The sequence below is a fragment of the Verrucomicrobiota bacterium genome (genome assembly GCA_016871675.1).
Taxonomy (GTDB): Bacteria; Verrucomicrobiota; Verrucomicrobiia; order Limisphaerales; family VHCN01; genus VHCN01.
In genome coordinates, this window is the sequence record VHCN01000012.1 from 33696 (window position 1) to 50672 (window position 16977).

Annotated in this window: 14 protein-coding genes; 8 read left to right on the plus strand and 6 right to left on the minus strand. The window is 66.7% G+C overall.

Annotation, left to right across the window (positions count from 1 at the left end; translation table 11 throughout):
• Window positions 1-6: 6 nt before the first annotated feature.
• Window positions 7-1584: an IMP dehydrogenase gene (locus tag FJ386_04510; protein ID MBM3875968.1), complete on the minus strand. Its 1578-nt coding sequence runs from the start codon at window positions 1582-1584 to the stop codon at window positions 7-9.
• Here FJ386_04510 and purL point away from each other — a divergent pair.
• The 8 genes from purL (at window position 1583) to FJ386_04550 (ending at window position 11003) form a co-directional block, all read left to right on the plus strand.
• Window positions 1583-4231 carry a phosphoribosylformylglycinamidine synthase subunit PurL gene (gene purL / locus FJ386_04515; protein MBM3875969.1) on the plus strand — a complete coding sequence of 883 codons (2649 nt, stop codon included), beginning with the start codon at window positions 1583-1585 and terminating at the stop codon, window positions 4229-4231. The two genes, FJ386_04510 and purL, sit on opposite strands and share 2 nt — an antisense overlap.
• The gene (locus FJ386_04520; GenBank protein ID MBM3875970.1) at window positions 4231-5694 is read left to right on the plus strand and encodes an amidophosphoribosyltransferase; all 1464 of its coding nucleotides are present in this window, start codon (window positions 4231-4233) and stop codon (window positions 5692-5694) included. The genes purL and FJ386_04520 overlap by 1 nt, the downstream gene beginning before the upstream one ends.
• Before the next feature lie 81 nt (window positions 5695-5775).
• The gene (locus FJ386_04525; GenBank protein MBM3875971.1) at window positions 5776-6840 is read left to right on the plus strand and encodes a phosphoribosylformylglycinamidine cyclo-ligase; all 1065 of its coding nucleotides are present in this window, start codon (window positions 5776-5778) and stop codon (window positions 6838-6840) included.
• Window positions 6841-6852: 12 nt separating this feature from the next.
• Complete coding sequence (locus tag FJ386_04530) at window positions 6853-7341, plus strand: hypothetical protein (protein MBM3875972.1); 489 nt, start codon at window positions 6853-6855, stop codon at window positions 7339-7341.
• Between the two features lie 83 nt (window positions 7342-7424).
• Window positions 7425-8717 carry a phosphoribosylamine--glycine ligase gene (gene purD, locus FJ386_04535; protein MBM3875973.1) on the plus strand — a complete coding sequence of 431 codons (1293 nt, stop codon included), beginning with the start codon at window positions 7425-7427 and terminating at the stop codon, window positions 8715-8717.
• Window positions 8714-9769: a hypothetical protein gene (locus FJ386_04540; GenBank protein ID MBM3875974.1), complete on the plus strand. Its 1056-nt coding sequence runs from the start codon at window positions 8714-8716 to the stop codon at window positions 9767-9769. Before purD ends, FJ386_04540 begins: the two co-directional genes overlap by 4 nt.
• Before the next feature lie 89 nt (window positions 9770-9858).
• Window positions 9859-10551 (plus strand): hypothetical protein, encoded by a 693-nt coding sequence (locus tag FJ386_04545; GenBank protein MBM3875975.1) that lies wholly within the window; start codon window positions 9859-9861, stop codon window positions 10549-10551.
• On the plus strand, window positions 10548-11003 hold the full coding sequence (locus tag FJ386_04550) for a DUF1844 domain-containing protein (protein ID MBM3875976.1): 456 nt from the start codon (window positions 10548-10550) through the stop codon (window positions 11001-11003). The genes FJ386_04545 and FJ386_04550 overlap by 4 nt, the downstream gene beginning before the upstream one ends.
• A 33-nt stretch (window positions 11004-11036) precedes the next feature.
• On the opposite strand, the gene FJ386_04555 is transcribed toward FJ386_04550, so the two are convergent.
• The 5 genes from FJ386_04555 to FJ386_04575 form a co-directional block, all read right to left on the minus strand.
• Complete coding sequence (locus FJ386_04555; protein MBM3875977.1) at window positions 11037-11843, minus strand: undecaprenyl-diphosphate phosphatase; 807 nt, start codon at window positions 11841-11843, stop codon at window positions 11037-11039.
• A gap of 177 nt (window positions 11844-12020) precedes the next feature.
• Window positions 12021-13496 (minus strand): Gfo/Idh/MocA family oxidoreductase, encoded by a 1476-nt coding sequence (locus tag FJ386_04560; protein ID MBM3875978.1) that lies wholly within the window; start codon window positions 13494-13496, stop codon window positions 12021-12023.
• A 265-nt stretch (window positions 13497-13761) separates the two neighbouring features.
• Window positions 13762-15036: an FtsX-like permease family protein gene (locus FJ386_04565; GenBank protein ID MBM3875979.1), complete on the minus strand. Its 1275-nt coding sequence runs from the start codon at window positions 15034-15036 to the stop codon at window positions 13762-13764.
• A gap of 4 nt (window positions 15037-15040) precedes the next feature.
• Complete coding sequence (locus tag FJ386_04570; GenBank protein ID MBM3875980.1) at window positions 15041-16264, minus strand: FtsX-like permease family protein; 1224 nt, start codon at window positions 16262-16264, stop codon at window positions 15041-15043.
• Window positions 16261-16920: an ABC transporter ATP-binding protein gene (locus FJ386_04575; protein ID MBM3875981.1), complete on the minus strand. Its 660-nt coding sequence runs from the start codon at window positions 16918-16920 to the stop codon at window positions 16261-16263. The genes FJ386_04570 and FJ386_04575 overlap by 4 nt, the downstream gene beginning before the upstream one ends.
• Window positions 16921-16977 lie beyond the last annotated feature (57 nt).

Consider the following 16977-nt stretch of genomic DNA (forward strand, 5'->3'; position numbering starts at 1 on the left):
AGCGCGCTACGCGTCAGCTCCGTCGCCAGTCTTCACTTCAACCACGTCGTGTGCGCCGGCTTCGCGCTGGCCCGCGGGGCTCACGCGCGCGTATCGGGCGCGGGCGCGGAGTTCGGGAAGTGTCGCCGCGCCGAGATAGCCCATGCCGGATTGGATGCCGCCGATGAGCTGCGTAAGCACGCTCTCAACGGAGCCGGAGACTTCCTTGAGCGCCTCGACGCCCTCGGGCGCGATCTTCTGCGTCGTGGTGCTGGAATGTCCGTAGCGCGCGGCGGAGCCGGCCTTCATCGCCGCGAGGCTGCCCATGCCGCGGTATTGTTTGTAGAGCTTGCCGTGGATTTCCATGATGTGCCCCGGCGCCTCGGGGCAACCGGCGAAGATGCCGCCGCACAACACCGCTTGCGCGAGGGTGAGCGCCTTGACGATGTCGCCGCTCTTGGTGATGCCGCCGTCGGCGATGAGGGTGACGCGTTTTTCGGCCGCGGTCCGCGACGCGACGTAAAGCGCGGTGAGCTGCGGGATGCCCACGCCCGCGACGACGCGCGTCGTGCAGATGGAGCCCGGTCCCTGGCCGATCTTCACCGCGCTTGCGCCGCAATCGGCGAGGAACTCGACGCCCGTCGCGCTCGTGACGTTGCCTGCGATGATCGGAAGCCGCGGCAGCGCACTGCGGATCACCTTCACGGTCTCGCCCACGCCCTTGCTGTGTCCGTGCGCGGTCGAGACGGCCACGACGTCCACGCCGCGGTCCGCGAGCGCGCCGACGTGGTTGAGCACGCGGTCGCGGTCAAGCTCGCCGAAGGCATTGCGCGTGGCGCTCACGGCCGCGCCGCAGACAAGCCGGAAGTTCGCGTCGCGCGCGGGCTTGAACTGCGCGAGCCGCTCCTGGCTGATGCGCTCGATGTCGCTGAGCGTGAAGAGCCCGTGCAAATGGTCGTGGTCGTCCACGACGAGGAGCTTGTGGATGCCGAGGTGCTCGCTGAAGAACCGGTCCGCGCGCGCGATGGGGTCGGGCGCGAGTTCGCGCGCGTTCAGGGTGTGGATTTGTGCGCGCGGCGTGAGCGACTCGGTGACCTTGCGCCTTGCGTAGCGCGGCTTGACCACGTGGCCGGGCAGGAGCCCGAGGAGTTTGCCGGAGGAATCCACCACGGGAAAGGTGCTGAACGCGAACTTGCGCTTCTCGATGATTTCGAGCACGTCGCCGATGAGCTGGTCGGGCGAGACCTTGATGGGGTCCTGGATGAGGCCGTGGACGTGGTTCTTGACGCGGCTGACTTCGGAGAGTTGCTGGCGTTCCGGCATGTTGTAGTGGATGAGCCCCAGCCCGCCGTTGAGCGCCATGGCGATGGCCATGCGCGCCTCGGTCACGGTGTCCATGTCGGAGGAAAGAACCGGGATGTTCAACGCGAGCCCGTCGGCGAGCGTGGTGGCGAGTTGCGTGTCTCGCGGGAGGACTTCGGAATAGAGCGTCGCGAGCGTGACATCGTCGTAGGTGAGCGCAAGGTCGGCTTGCGAGAGGAAAAACTCGTCGGCGGGCTTGTAGAACCGCCGGTCGAGCTCGGAGAGGACTTGCGAATCTGCCATGTCCGAAAATGCCCGACCCCCCGCGCAGATGGCAAGCGGGAATCCGGACCCGGCGCGGCTTCGATTTGCTTGTCACGTCCCGCGCCACGCCGCATCCTCGCGCCGCCTTGTGGAACGCCAACGACCGACCGCGATGACCGAGCCCGCCATCACGCCCGCCCTGATCCAGAAGCATAACCTCACGCCGGAGGAATTCTCCAGGCTCAGGGAAATCCTCGGCCGCGAGCCCAGTTACACCGAGCTCGGCATTTTCTCCGTGATGTGGAGCGAGCACTGCTCCTACAAGAACACGCGGCCCCTGCTGAAGACATTCCCGACCCAGTCGCCGCGCATCCTCGTCGGCGCGGGCGAGGAGAACGCGGGCATCGTGGACATCGGCGACGGGCTTGCCATCGCGTTCAAGATTGAGTCTCACAACCACCCGAGCGCGGTCGAGCCGTTTCAAGGCGCGGCCACGGGCGTCGGCGGCATCGTGCGCGACATCTTCACGATGGGCGCGAGACCGGTATGCGCTGTCAATTCTCTCAGGTTTGGACCCATCACGGCAAACGGTGTGGCGGGCGAGAACGGGAGCGAGGGTGAAAGGGGCACGCAATCTCCCGCGGCTGACACCTCCCCTGCTTCCCAGCCCACTTGCTCCCCTGCGGCCACGCCTTCAAATGTGATGACCAACCGCCGTTTGTTCGCCGGCGTCGTCAGCGGCATCGCGCACTACGGCAACTGCTTTGGCATCCCGACCATCGCGGGCGAGGTGTATTTCGACAAGAGCTACGAGGGCAACCCGCTCGTCAACGCCTTCTGCCTCGGCGTGCTGCGGCACGAGCAGATCACCCGCGGCGCGGCGCGCGGCGTGGGCAACCCGGTCTTTTACGTCGGCCCCGCGACGGGACGCGACGGACTCGCGGGCGCGGCATTCGCGTCGCAGGATTTGACCGACGAATCCGCCGAGCAACAGCGGGGCGCGGTGCAGGTCGGCGACCCGTTCATGGAGAAACTTGTGTGCGAAGCGTGCCTCGAACTCCTCGCGACCGGCGCCGTCGCCGGCATGCAGGACATGGGCGCCGCCGGGCTCACCTGTTCCACGTGCGAGACCGCGTCGCGCGCCGGCACCGGGATCGAGATCGAGCTCGACAAGGTCCCGCAGCGCGCACCGAACATGACAAGCTACGAGATCATGCTCAGCGAGTCGCAAGAGCGCATGCTCATCGTCGTCCACAAGGGCCGCGAGGACGAGGTGAAGAAAATTTTCAACAAGTGGGATTTGCCGTGGGCGGAGATCGGCGTCGTGACGGACACGGGGCGAATGGTCGTAAAGCATCACGGCGCGGTGGTGGCGAACATCCCGGCAAAGGCCATCGCGGACGAATCACCCATCTACCAACGCGAGGCGGTGGAGCCGGCGTATCTGGCCGACGTGCGGGCGTTCAGGCTCGAAGGCTTGGCCGATGTGACCCATGGGACGGATGCGATCGGGGCGCTGAGGAAGCTGCTCGCCTGGCCGACCATCGCCTCGAAGAACTGGGTCTATCGCCAATACGACCACATGGTGCGCGACGGTTCCGTCGTTTGCCCCGGCAGCGACGCCGCGGTCATTCGCATCAAAGGCGACTCCGTTCCACAAGGCCGGCCAGGCGTCAGTGCTTGCGACCCTCCGCACTCCGACATCCGCCCTCCGCAATCAGAGCGCCTCATCGCCCTTTCCGTGGACTGCAACGGCGCCTACTGCGCGCTCGACCCTTACGAGGGCGGGAAGGCCGCCGTGGCCGAGGCGTGCCGCAACCTCGCGTGCTCCGGCGCGCTGCCGCTCGGCTCGACGGACAACCTGAACATGCCCAGCCCGCTCAAGCCCGAGCTGTTCTGGCAGATCAAGGAAAGCGTGCGCGGCCTCGCCGACGGCTGCCGCGCCTTCAACGCGCCCGTCACCGGCGGCAACTGCTCGCTTTACAACCAAAGCCCTGCCGGGCCGATTGATCCCACGCCGACGGTCGCCGTGGTCGGGCTCGTCGAGAAGCCCGAGCACGTCACGACGCAGTGGTTCAAGGATGACGGTGACGTCATCATCCTGCTCGGCGCGCCGGTGGACACGGCCGACCCGTTGCAAGGACTCGGCGGCAGCGCGTATCTGCAAGTCATCCACGGCAAAAAGACCGGTTCGCCGCCCCGGTGCGACCTCGACCAGGCCGCGACACTGCACACGACGCTCGTCGGACTCATCCGCGCGGGCGGCGTGAAGAGCGCGCACGATTGCAGCGACGGCGGCCTTGCGGTGGCGCTTGCCGAGTGCTGCATCAGCCAGCTCGTCGCGCGCAACACACCCCGGCTCATCGGCGCGACGGTGGACTTGTCCGGCTTCGGGCCGCAGAGCTCCAGCCCCGCGAGTCCCGGCGAAACGGCGGCCCCGCGCCCCGCTGTCCGCCTCGACGCGCTGCTCTTCGGCGAGACTCAGTCGCGCGTCGCGGTGACCTGCGCGCCGCTCGACGCGAACAAGATCATCGAGCGCGCGAAGTTGATGGGCGTGCCCGCCGCGCGCATCGGCACCGTCGGGGGCGACAAGCTCACCCTCAAGGCTGCCGCGGGCGAATCGACTTGGCCCTTGCCCGGGTTGCACGACCTCTGGTGGAATTCCATCTCGCGCGCAATGAGTTGATGTCAGCCGAACACCCCAAACATTACTGCGGCGTCTTCGGCGTCTTCGGACATCCGAACGCGGCGGAGCTGACTTACTACGGGCTCTTCGCGCTCCAGCATCGCGGGCAGGAGAGCGCGGGCATCGTGACGAGCGACGGCCGGCAGTTCCGCGTGCACCGCGGCATGGGGCTCGTCTCGCAGATTTTCGACGGCGCCACGTTGCACGGGCTCGTGGGCGACACGGCGGTCGGCCACACGCGCTACTCGACCACGGGCAGCTCGCACCTGCGCAATGCGCAGCCGCTCACGGTGGATTGCGGCCGCGGCCAGATCGCCATCGCGCACAACGGCAACCTCACCAACGCCGCGCAACTCCGCGAGGAGCTCGAGTCGAAGGGCTCCATCTTCCAGACCACGGTGGACAGCGAGATCATCCTGCACCTGATGGCGCAGCCGATGCTCGGCGGCGTGGAGAACAACCTCATCCAGACCATCCGGCGGATCGAGGGCGCGTATTCACTCGCGATCATGACGGAAAACGAGCTGATCGGCGTGCGCGACCCGCACGGTTTCCGGCCGCTGTGCATCGGCAAGCTCGACCACGGCTGGGTGCTTTCGAGCGAGTCGTGCGCGCTCGACCTCATCCACGCGAAGTTCGTCCGCGAGGTTGCGCCCGGCGAGATCGTCATCATCGACAAGGAAGGCCTGCGCAGCGTGCAGGCGTTCCCCGGCCACCAGCGCGAGGCGTTCTGCATCTTCGAATACGTCTACTTCGCGCGGCCCGACAGCACGATCGGCGGGCGGAACGTCTACAAGGTCCGCGTCGAGATGGGCCGCCAGCTCGCGCGCGAAAATGGCGTGCCCGCCGACGTCGTCGTGCCCGTGCCCGACAGCGGCAACTGCGCCGCGCTCGGGTATTCGCTCGAGACCGGCCTGCCCTACGAGATGGCGTTCGTGCGCAACCACTACATCGGCCGCAGCTTTCTCCAGCCGTCGCAACTCATCCGTGACTTCAACGTGCGCGTGAAACTCAACCTCATCCCCGAGCTCGTGAAGGGAAAGCGCGTCATCATCGTCGACGACTCGATCGTGCGCGGCACCACGTGCAAGGCGCGCGTGAAATCGCTCAAGGAAGCCGGCGCGAAGGAAGTCCACGTGCGCGTGAGCTGCCCGCCGCACATGAACCCGTGCGTCTATGGCATTGATTTTCCCGACCGCAACAAGCTCATGGCCGTGAACCATTCGCACGAGGACATCCGCCGCTACATCAACGCCGACTCGCTCGCGTATCTGTCGCAGGACGGCATGGTCGCCGCGACGGGCCGCCCGCGCAGCGAGTTCTGCATGGCGTGTTACGACGGTCATTATCCGGTGCCTTACGACCCGCTCGTGGACAAGCACATCATGGAACGCCGCCGCGCCCGCGTCGAAAGCCTCGGCGAAGCGCTTGCCAAGGAGGAACTGCAGCCGCGGCTGCTCTAATAATTGTTGAAGGCCCGGTCCCCCGCCAGCCCCGGCTGATTTGCCACCCGGTCGCGCATCGAACCGCCCCCCGAACGAACGATGAAACAGAAAGCCTACGCCGCCGCGGGCGTTGACATTGATCTCGGCAACCGCGTCAAAGCCACCCTGCCGCAATTGCTCGCCTCGACGCATCGCCGCGAAGTGCTCGGCAAGGTCGGCGGCTTCGGCGGCCTCTTCGCGCTCGACACCCGGCGATACAAGCAGCCCGTGCTCGTCTCTTCCGTGGACGGCGTCGGCACCAAACTCAAGATCGCCTTCGCGATGGACCGCCACGACACCATCGGCGCGGACCTCGTCAACCACTGCGTCAATGACATCGCCGTGCTTGGCGCCGAGCCGCTCTTCTTCCTCGACTACCTCGGCACGGGCAAACTCGAGCCGCACGTCTTCACCGACATCATCAAGGGCTTCGCGCGCGCCTGCGCGGAAAACCGCTGCGCGCTCATCGGTGGTGAGACCGCGCAGATGCCGGGCTTCTACGCGCCCGGCGAATACGACCTGAGCGGAACCATCGTCGGCGTGGTCGAAAAGGCGCGCATGCTCAACGGACAGAAGTCCGTGCGACGCGGCGACGCCATCATCGGCATCGCATCGAGCGGCCTGCACACCAACGGCTACTCGCTCGCACGGAAGATTCTGTTCGAGCAGATGAAGCTCAAGCCCGCGAACCGCGTGGCCGGGTTGGACAATTCGATCGGCGACGAGTTGCTCAAAGTGCACGTCAGCTACGGCCCGCTCGTGCAGAAGTTGCTCAAGCGCTTCAATCCGGTCCGCGCGTCACGCGTCACGCATCATGTCCGCGCCCTCGCCCACATCACCGGCGGCGGCTTCGTGGACAACATCCCGCGCGTGCTCCCGAAGGACTGCGACGCCATCATCCGCAAAGGAAGTTGGGACATGCTTCCCATCTTCCGGCTCATCGCCTCGAAAGGCGGCGTGCCCGAGGCCGAGCTGTATCAGGTGTTCAACATGGGCATCGGCATGGTCGCCATCGTCGCGGCAGACAATGCGGAGGCCGTTCTCAAATCAATCCGCGCCGAGAAGCATGGCGCCTGGCTCATCGGCGAAGTCGTGAAGGGGACGGGCGAAGCTCGCGTGGAGTAAGCCATTCGCCCCATGAAGCAGCCGATTGAACCCGTTTCCGCGCGCGTCTTCATCCGCTTCGCGACGGGAGCCACAATGCTGGGCTTTGGCGTGTTCGCGCTCGTGGTCGAGGCGATCCAGCAGACGCCGACCGGCGCCGCGTTCAACTGGACCCGGAAGTCCCTCGCGGCCTTTCTCGCAGGCGCAGCGCTCGGTTGGGCTTACTGGCTTGTCATCGGCCGCATGGTCGCATCGGACGCGGGCGACGAACCGTCGCGCCGGAGGAGGTTCCTCACGCTGTCTCTCCCGCTTGTGGCCGTCGCGCTCGGGGTTTATCTCGTCTTCCCGTTCAAGCTCACCGCCGGCGAAAAGCTGCGCGACATCATCGTCGGGCTCATCCTCGCGACGCTCGCGCTCGGCGTGGTGGGTTTCGCCATGTGGCGCGTGATCAAGTTCCTCAACGAAGACAACGAGAACCCGAATCCGCCTCCCTCCGCGCCATCAACACGCGACGACCCCTGACGGGCACCGCGGCCGGGGCTTCACGGCCGTCATCGAAAAAGTCCTTTCCGCCGCTCGCGACTTTCCTGTTTGATTCGCCGCGCATGAAGCTCCTCGTCATCGGCTCGGGCGGACGCGAACACGCGATGGTGTGGAAGCTCGCGCAGTCGCCGCTCGTCACGCGCATGTGGTGCGCGCCGGGAAACGCGGGCGTTGGCGGCGAGCGGTTGGCGAAAAACGGCGCGCTGGTCGAGTGCGTCGCCATCGGAGCGGAGGATTTGGCGCGGTTGCTCGACTTCGCCAGACGGGAGCTGCCCGACTTGACCGTCATCGGCCCGGACAACCCGCTCGCCGCGGGCATCGTGGATTTGTTCCAGTCCCACGGCCTGAAGATTTGGGGGCCGAACCGCAAGGCGGCGCAATTCGAGGCGAGCAAGGCCTTCTCGCAGGACTTCATGGAACGGCACGGCATCCCGACGGCACGCAGCGGGACGTTCAGTGAGCCGGCATTGGCGAAGCAGTTCGCCGCGAGCCTCGATGGCCGCTGCGCCGTGAAGGCCGACGGACTCGCTCTCGGCAAGGGCGTGCTGCTTACGGCGAGCGTCGCGGAGTCGGCGAGCGCCATTGACGAGATCATGGTCGGGAAGGCGTTCGGCGCCGCCGGCCAGCGCGTCGTGATTCAGGAATTGCTCGAAGGGCTGGAGATTTCCCTGCACGCGCTCTGCGATGGCAAGGTCGCAAAGCTCTTTCCCACATCGCAGGACCACAAGCGCGCGCTCGACGGCGACCTCGGCCTGAACACCGGCGGCATGGGCACCTACTCGCCCGCGCCGTTCCTGAGCGACGACGAGTTGCAGCGCGCGGGCGACGCGATCCTGCAGCCGTGGCTGCGCGGCTGCGCGGCGGAGGGGATTGATTTCCGCGGCATCATTTATCCCGGCGTCATGCTCACGAAGTCCGGGCCCAAAGTGCTCGAGTTCAACGCGCGCTTCGGCGACCCGGAGACGCAGGTGTATCTCACGCGAATGAAGAACGACCTCGTCGAACTCCTCCTCGCGAGCGTGGAAGGCCGCCTCGCGCCCATTGTGCTGGAGTGGTCCGCGAACGCCAGCGTGTGCGTGGTCATGGCCAGCGGCGGGTATCCGGGAAACTATCCCAAGGGCAAAGTCATCACCGGCATTGACGCCGCGAACGCGCTGCCAGCCACAAAGGTCTTCCACGCCGGCACCGCGATGAAGGACGGCGCGGTGGTGACCCACGGCGGCCGCGTGCTCGGCGTCACCGCGTGGCGGCCGGCGCTCGGCGCCGCGCGCGATGCGGCCTACGCGGCGGTGGACACGATTAGGTTTGAAGGCGCGCATGCCCGCAGGGATATTGCCGCGAAAGCACTCCAATGAACTGCCGATTGCCGGTTGCCGGTTGCCGATTGAGTTGCGTGGTCGCGTCCGCCGCGATGCATCTCGCGGGTTTCTTTCCGGGCGCCCTCCGCGCGGCGGAGCCCGCCAGACCCGCGCCGTTTCAAGAGGTGCTTGGGCTCATCCGGTCGAATCTCCCGGGCGCGAAGGCCGAGGAACTCGACCACGCGGCGTTGCAAGGCCTGCTCGAACGTCACCGCGGCCGCGTCCTGCTCGCGAATGCCGCCTCGGCCGCTGCTTCGGCCGGAGGCATGGCTCGGACAAACGTCTTCGACGAGGCATTTGCCAGCTTGCGCATCGCGACGGTGGGGGCGGGCTCGGCGGAGCAGGTGCGCGGCGCGTTCGACCAGCTAAACGCCGCGAAAAAACTCAAAGGCCTCGTGCTCGACTTGCGCGGGGCGAAGGGCTCCGATTATTCGGCGGCCGTCGCGGTGGCGGATTTGTTTCTCGACGGGGAAAAGCCGCAGCTCGAAGTCGCGGGGAAGACGCTCCGGTCGACCTCGAAAGCGACGGCGATCTCGCTGCCCGTGGCCATCCTCATGAACCGCCAGACCTCGGGCGCGGCCGAGGCGCTGGCGGCCTTGCTCCGGCAGAATCGCACGGGGCTCTTGATCGGCGGCGTGACCGCGGGCGAGGCGTTTTTGTTCAAGGACTTTCCGCTCAGCACGGGGCAGCAACTGCGCATCGCGACCGGTTCGGTGCGGCTCGCGGGCGGGGCCGCGCTCACGGGCGATGGCCTTCGGCCCGATGTGCCGGTGCTCGTGAGTCTCGAGGATGAGCGGTTGTTCATGGAGGACGCGTTTCGCGAGGCGAAGCCCGCCGCCGAGGCGGCCGGACCGCTTGTCAGCGCGAATCCACCGCGCAAGCGGCTCAACGAGGCGGAACTCGTCCGCCGCCAAAAGGAAGGCGACTCCGGTGACGGGCCCCCTGCGGTTGCGGAGCCTGCGAAGCCGCTCGTGCGTGATCCAGCGCTCGGCCGCGCGCTCGATCTGCTCAAGGGGCTCGCCGTCGTGGGCCGGGCCCGGCCGCTTTAGCCCTGGCCGTTCGTTCGCCCCGGGTTTCTCGCACGGGGTGGAGCTTCCGACACGCTTGAATTCGCCGCCGCGGTTCATACATTGACGCCATGAAGCTGCCCGATGAGGCGCCGGTGATGATTCTCCCCGACGCCACGTTGTTTCCGCAGGCGATGCTGCCGTTGCGGATCTTCGAGCCGCGCTACCGCCGGATGCTGCACGACGTGTTGCATTCGGGCCGGATGTTCGTGGTGGCGATGCAAAAGCCCGGGCGCGTCTTCGAGAAACCCTCGCGCATCGCCGGGCTCGGCCTGGTGCGCGCGTCGGTGCGAAACCGCGACGGCACGTCGAACCTCATGCTGCAAGGCATCGCGCGCGTTGAACTCGGCCGCGCCACGAAGCGCCGGCCATATCGCGTCCACGCCATCTGTCCGGTTCGGGAAACACCCGCGGACAGCCTGCACGTGGAGGCGTTGATGGCGAAGGTCCGCGAACTCGTGGATGAACTTGCGAGCCATGGCCTGGCCGCGGGGAAGCTTGCCGCGACGGCCCCCTTGCCGGAGATGCTCGCGGATCCCGGCATTCAGGCCGCGCTCGCGAAGTCCATCCGACACTTGAGGCGCGCGCTGGCGAAGACGAATGACCCGGCGAAGTTCGCTGACCTCGTGTCCTGCGCGATGCTGCTTCACCCGGGGCAGCGGCAGTTCATCCTTGAGACCGCGGACGTCGAAAGGCGGCTCGGGGCGCTTGTGAGATTTCTCATCGCCGAGGCGCGAGGCCGCCGCAAACTCCAGCAATCATGAGCGAGTCCAGCGATTCAATCCCCGCAGGCGGCGGCGAGATGGCTTCGGCCCTCTTCGCAAGCCTCGTCATGCAGCAGTCGGACATCGCGTTCATGCTGCTCGGGCGCACGCCCAATCCGCAGTCGGGCAAGGTCGAGCGCGACCTGCGCGGCGCGAAGATGTTCATCGACATGCTCGAGATGCTCGAATCCAAGACGCGCGGCAACCTCGACCGCCACGAGCAGGTGATGCTCAAGCAGACCCTGATGGAACTTCACCTCGCGTATGTCGAAGCCGTGCAACAGCCCGATACCGCAGCGTCCGCGCCCGAAGCTGTCGCGGCGCCAGCGTCCGCGCCCGCGGCGCCGCCCCCCGGCGAAACGACGGAGGCTTCGCAACCGGAGGCCGTCCCGGCAGCGGCCACACCCGCCCCGGACGACGACTCGAAGAAGAAGTTCAGCAAGAAATACTGAGGAGGGGCGGGGCATCCGGCAGCCGGTGCGCGATTACTTCGCCGCGCTTGAAGCCCACGCCAGCGTCGCAACGCCCAATGCGATGCGATACCACCCGAACGCGATGAAGGTGTGCGTCTGCACGAACTTCAGCAGCCACTTCACGGTGAGAAACGCCGTCAGCGCGGCCACGGAGCCGCCCACAAGCAGCAGGGTCTTCTCGTCACCGATCGCCCGCAGGCCGCCGGTTTTCAGCGTCTTCAGCAGTTCGAGCGCGCCCGCGGCGGCAAGCGTCGGAATGCCGACGAGGAACGAGAATTCCGTCGCCACCGGCCGGCTCGCGCCGAGCAGCAGCGCGAAGAGAATGGTCGTCCCGGAGCGCGAGGCGCCCGGGAACGCCGCGGCGACGAGCTGTCCCACGGCCACGGCGAGCGCCACGCGCCAGGTGATCGTGTCGGACGCGGGCCGGTCCAGCAGCCACTCCTCGGCGAGCAGGAACGCGACGCCGCCAATCAACGTCGCCCACGCGATGGGCATGGCTTCGTCCGGCAGTTCGAGCCCGGCCTTTTTCATCCACAACCCGCCGAGGCCGGTGAGGACAAATGCGACGCCGAGTTTCAGGAGGTAGTCCCGATTCGCGGCGTCGCGAAGGCCGAAGAGCAGTTGCTGGATGCGCTCGGAGAAGACGCCGAACACGGCGAACACCGCCGCGCATTGGATGAGGATGTTGAAGAGGTCCGACTGCCGCGGCACCCAGCCGAGGTTCTCGACGAGAAGCAAATGTCCCGTGGAGGACACGGGGAGAAACTCCGTCACGCCTTCGATGAGACCGAGGATGGCGGCCGCGAGCCAGTCGGGCATGCGGGGTTTAGACTCGAATCACCCGGTGAAGACAAGAGCGGACTGCCCGTTTCACGCGGCGGGCGCGGGAGCATTCGCGGGCACCGCCGCTTGCGGCTTCATGAGCCACGCGAGGAACAGGCCGATGAACGTGAAGCCGATGGTGTGGTCGGCGTTCCAGCGCGCGTTGCGCGGCGGTTACAGCGCCCAGCCCTTGCGATACTCGCGCTTGACGAGGCTGGCGATGTTCGCGTTCTTCGCCTTCATGCCGGGGCCGTCCCAGTCGAGTTTCTTTCCTGTGCCGTGCTGGACGGCGACGCACCCGAGCAGGATGACTTCAGTGAGGTAGGCCGCGATGTCGAAGTTGCTGAATGCCATCGCGGGCTTGTTCGCCCGGATGGCGTCGAGCCATTCTTTCTTGTGGCCGTCGTCGCCGCTGTTGGCGAGGCGCGGGATGGTCTGCGCGATGCCGCGGATGGCCTCGTCCTCGACGTCCTTGCCGTCCACTTTCGTGACCTGCGGTCGCAGGGTTTTCTCGTCGTTCATGCGGAAGTGGAACGTGAACCCGTAGTCGTCGCCGGAGAACAGCCGGCCCTTGTCGCCAATCACGAGGCAGCCGCTCGCGGGCAGGCTGCCGCGCAGCGCGATGATGTCTTGCGTGATGTCGGGCGAGGGACGCAGCAGCCTGACGGACTTGTCGCCGGGGTTGCCGTCATACCACCAGAACTTCAGCGGCGGCAGTCCCTCGCGCGAGGGGAACTCAAATCGGATGCGCGAAGTCTTCGCGTAGGTTTCCTTCCTGGATTCGGAGACTTCCTCGCACTCGACGGCGGTGGGGTAGCCGAGCTTGAGCGCGCGGAAGGGCATGTTGACGGTGTGGCACGCCATGTCGCCGAGCGCACCCGTTCCGAAATCAACCCACCCGCGCCATGCGAAGGGATGATACGGGCCGCCGCCACGTCGCTTCTTGCCTTCCTTGTCCGTCGTCTCCGCGCCCGCCTTGAACGGCCGGAAGGGGGCGGGTCCGAGCCAGACGTCCCAGTCGAGATGCTCGGGCACGGGGTCTTCGCCCGCGGGCCGGTCAATGCCCTGCGGCCAGATGGGGCGGTTGCTCCAGACGTGAAGTTCGAGCGGCTTGCCGATGATGCCGGCATGGATGACCTCGACGGCGCGTCGCAATCCGGGGCCGGCGCTGCCCTGATTGCCCATCTGCGTGCAGACTTTCTTTTCCTTCGCGAGAGTGCGCAGGTGGCGCGCCTCGAAGACGGAGTGCGTGAGCGGCTTTTGCACGTAGGCGTGCTTGCCCATCTTCATGGCCATCGAAGTGGCGATCGCGTGGTGATGGTCGGGCGTGCTGACGATGACGGCGTCGATGTGGCTGCCGACTTCCTCGAGCATTTTGCGATAGTCCGTGTAACGGCTCGCGCCCTTGTAACGGTTGCCCGCGCCCTCGAGCGTGTTCTTGTCCACGTCGCACACCGAGTAAATCGTCTCCCCGTGGCCGGCGACCTGCGACGTGTCGCTGCCGCCCTTGCCGCCGACGCCGATGGCGGCGACGGAGAGTTTGCTGTTCAAGTTCTGCGCGCGCAGGAACGACGGCGCGGCGCCAAGCACTGTGGCGGTGATGGCCGAGTAGCGGATGAATTGGCGGCGGCCGAGGCGGGACGTAACCATGCTGCGCGCCGGCGAAGGGGTCGTGTTCATGGGCTGGGAGCAAACCCCCGGGCCGTCCCCGGCGCAAGGCTTTTTTGGAAACGCGCGTCCGCGCGGGCTCACTCCGGTTTTTCGGGCGCGGCGTTTCGGGCGAGGCCGAGTTTTCGATCTCGGGCTTGACAACGGTTTCGAGGCAGCGCGGACAGACGCCGTGGGTGAACGTCACATCCGCATGTTCGCCCCGGCGTTCAAGCCCGCGACCGCGGCGAGTTGAGAACCCGCGCCATTACTCATAACGCAACGACTCGACCGGGTCGAGGTTCGCCGCGCGCCAGGCAGGATAAGTGCCGAAGACGATCCCCACGACGGAACAAATCAGCAGGCCAATGATCGCCCAGTCGAGCGGAAAGACCGGCGCGGTCTTGAGCACGAGCACCGCGGCGTTGCCCCCGGCGATTCCGAGGGCGACACCGATCACGCCGCCGACCTGGCAGATGACCACGGCTTCCATGATGAATTGCGTCATGATGTTCCGCTTCTTCGCGCCGACCGCGCGCCGCACGCCGATCTCGCGGGTCCGCTCGGTGACGCTCACAAGCATGATGTTCATGATGCCGATGCCCGCCGCGATGAGCGCGATGCTGCTGACCACCGCCACGCCCATCCGCACGGCGAACGTGAGGTCGCGAAACTGCTCGACGAGCGAATCGTTGGAAAACATCTCGAAGTCGTCCTCCTCGCCCGGCGGCACCTTGCGGAGCGTGCGCATGACGCCGCGAACCTGCTCCGCGGTGTCTTCAAGCATCGCGGGACTTGGCGCCTCGACGAACAAGCTGAGGCTGCGCCACGGCTGGAAGCCAAACCTCCCGAACCCCGTCGTCAGCGGCACGGCGATGAAGTTGTCCTGCGACTGCCCGCCCATGCCGCCCTTGGCCTCGAGCAGACCGACGACCGAGTAGCGGTGCCCGTTGAACTTGATGCTCTCGCCGACGGGCGAGCCTTGAGGGAACAGCTTTTTCGCGAGCGCGTTCCCGAGCACGCATACCGCGCGCAAGCCGTCCACGTCCCCCTGCTGGATGGCGCGGCCTTCCTCGATGATCCACTTCTTGGCGCCGAAAACCTCGGGCGTCACCCCGATCATCCCCACGTCGGGGTTGGTTGTCTCGAAGCGCGAGACCACTTCCGCATTCCACAGGAAGGCCTCGGCGCCGACGCTCACCGCAAGCGTGGCGCGCTCGCGCAAGGCCGTTGCCTGCGCGAGCGTGATGTTCTTCCGGCGCCGGAATTTCTCCCACCCGCGCGGGCCCTCGGCGTTGATCGCGGGCCACTTCTCGACCATGAACGTGCTCGCGCCAAGACCGGTCATCTCCGTCTCGATGTTGTTCTGAAGCGCGCGCATGGCCGTCATGACCATGATGATCGAGAAGACGCCGACCATGACGCCGAGCAGCGTGAGGGCGGAGCGCAGCTTGTGCGAACCGAGCGCGGCCATGGCCATCACGAAGCTCTCGCGAGCCTCGCCCCAAAGGAGGGCGCCGCGTTTGGGCGTTGCCGGCATCATGGCGTCATTCCGCGCGGAGCGCGTCCACCGGGTTCATGCGCGCGGCGCGCCACGCGGGCAGGAAGCCCGCGACCACGCCCGTGAGCACCGAGACGCCGAGCGCGAGCCCCACGATCGGCAGCGACATGGAGGTCGGCAGGAACTGGTTTATCATCAGGCTCACCGGCCATGCGATGCCGAGCCCGAGCAATCCGCCGAACAGGCAGATCGTCGCCGCCTCGATCAGGAACTGCAGCAGGATCGTCCGCCGCTTCGCGCCGATGGCCTTGCGGATGCCGATCTCGCGCGTGCGCTCGGCCACGGACACGAACATGATGTTCATGATGCCGATGCCGCCGACCGCGAGCGACAGCCCCGTGATGAACAGCCCCACGCCCGCGATCACGGTGCTCACGCGCTTGGACATCTTCACAAAGGCCTCCTGCGCGTTGATGGAGAAGTCGTCGTCCTTGCCCGGGTCAATCCGCCGCACCCGGCGCATCACGCCGCGGAGTTCCTCGCGCGCCTCGTCGAGCTGCTTCATGTCGCGGACCTTCAAGCGGATCGTCACGCCCGGGCGCATCTGGTGATCGGTGACGAAGCGCGTGATCGGCACGTGCACCTGGTTGTCGAGGCTCTCCATGCCCATGAACTTGCCGCGCTTCTCGATCACGCCGATCACCTCGTAACTCGTCTCATCCACGCGCACCTTCTTGCCGAGCGGCGTGTCGTAACGGAAGAAGCTCGTCGCCAGATCCGCGCCCATCACGCACACGGGCCGCGCGCCCCCGACCTCCGCCGTGGTGAACCACCGGCCCTCGCGCATCGTCATGCCGGCGATGATCGCGCCGTCCTCGTTGTTGCCGATGATGGTGATGCCCGTCGCGGTGCGGTCCTGAAACTTCACGTTCTTGCGCCAGCCGGCCTCGATGCTGACGGCGTCGGAGAACTGCTGCTGGGCGCGCAGCGCGCGGCCATCCTGCAGCAACAGGTCGCGGCGGTTGCGGACCTTCCACCACGGCTCCTCGCCGAACCACGGGTATTTGGACACGAACAGCACGTCCGCGCCGATCGCGGAGATGCTCCGCAGGAAGGCCGCGTTCAAGCCCTCGATGGCCGTGCCCATGAGCGTGACGGTGACGATGCCGATGACGATGCCGAGCGTGGTGAGTCCCGCGCGCAGCTTGTTCGCGCGCAGCGCCTCGAGGGCGATGAGCAGGCCCTCCCTCAATTCGGTGAAAAGGTTCACGCCAGCGCCTCCTCCTTCGCCAGCCGGTCGTCGCTCGCGATGAGGCCGTCCAGGATGCGGATGACCCGGCGCGAGTGGCGGGCGACGGCTTCCTCGTGCGTGACGACGATGATGGTGTGGCCCTTGCGCGCGAGCTCGTCAAAGAGCGCGAGGATTTCAACGCCGGTCTTGGAGTCGAGGTTGCCCGTCGGTTCGTCGGCGAGGAGGATCGAGGGATTGTTCACCAGCGCCCGCGCCACGGCGACACGCTGCCGCTGGCCGCCGGAGAGTTCGTTCGGCTTGTGGGTGACGCGGTCAGCAAGGCCGACGGACGCGAGCGCAGCCAGCGCCTTCTCGCGGCGTTCGTCCGAGCCGACGCCGGCATAGACCATCGGCAGCTCGACGTTGCGGAGCGCGGTGGACCGGGCGAGGAGGTTGAAGGTCTGGAAGATGAACCCAATCTCGCGGTTGCGGACCTCGGCGAGGTCGTTGTCCTCCATGCGGCTCACGTCGGTGCCGTTGAGTTCGTAGGAGCCGCTCGTGGGCGTGTCGAGGCAGCCGATGAGGTTCATGAGCGTGGACTTGCCGGAGCCGCTCGGTCCCATGATGGCGACGTATTCGCCGCGCTCGATGTCCAGCGAGACATCTCGGAGCGCATGCACAGTCTCCGCCGCCATCTGGTATCGGCGCGAGATGTTGCGGATGCGGATGAGGCTCACGTGGGAAATGCGGAT

Bases quoted from the DNA above. Each gene is read 5' to 3' on its own strand.
- FJ386_04510 (MBM3875968.1), bottom strand. From the start codon at position 1,584: ATGGCAGATTCGCAAGTCCTCTCCGAGCTCGACCGGCGGTTCTACAAG.
- FJ386_04575 (MBM3875981.1), bottom strand. From the start codon at position 16,920: ATGGCGGCGGAGACTGTGCATGCGCTCCGAGATGTCTCGCTGGACATC.
- purD (MBM3875973.1), top strand. From the start codon at position 7,425: ATGAAGCTCCTCGTCATCGGCTCGGGCGGACGCGAACACGCGATGGTG.
- FJ386_04560 (MBM3875978.1), bottom strand. From the start codon at position 13,496: ATGGTTACGTCCCGCCTCGGCCGCCGCCAATTCATCCGCTACTCGGCC.
- purL (MBM3875969.1), top strand. From the start codon at position 1,583: ATGTCCGAAAATGCCCGACCCCCCGCGCAGATGGCAAGCGGGAATCCG.
- FJ386_04540 (MBM3875974.1), top strand. From the start codon at position 8,714: ATGAACTGCCGATTGCCGGTTGCCGGTTGCCGATTGAGTTGCGTGGTC.
- FJ386_04555 (MBM3875977.1), bottom strand. From the start codon at position 11,843: ATGCCCGACTGGCTCGCGGCCGCCATCCTCGGTCTCATCGAAGGCGTG.
- FJ386_04525 (MBM3875971.1), top strand. From the start codon at position 5,776: ATGAAACAGAAAGCCTACGCCGCCGCGGGCGTTGACATTGATCTCGGC.
- FJ386_04550 (MBM3875976.1), top strand. From the start codon at position 10,548: ATGAGCGAGTCCAGCGATTCAATCCCCGCAGGCGGCGGCGAGATGGCT.
- FJ386_04565 (MBM3875979.1), bottom strand. From the start codon at position 15,036: ATGATGCCGGCAACGCCCAAACGCGGCGCCCTCCTTTGGGGCGAGGCT.
- FJ386_04545 (MBM3875975.1), top strand. From the start codon at position 9,859: ATGAAGCTGCCCGATGAGGCGCCGGTGATGATTCTCCCCGACGCCACG.
- FJ386_04530 (MBM3875972.1), top strand. From the start codon at position 6,853: ATGAAGCAGCCGATTGAACCCGTTTCCGCGCGCGTCTTCATCCGCTTC.
- FJ386_04520 (MBM3875970.1), top strand. From the start codon at position 4,231: ATGTCAGCCGAACACCCCAAACATTACTGCGGCGTCTTCGGCGTCTTC.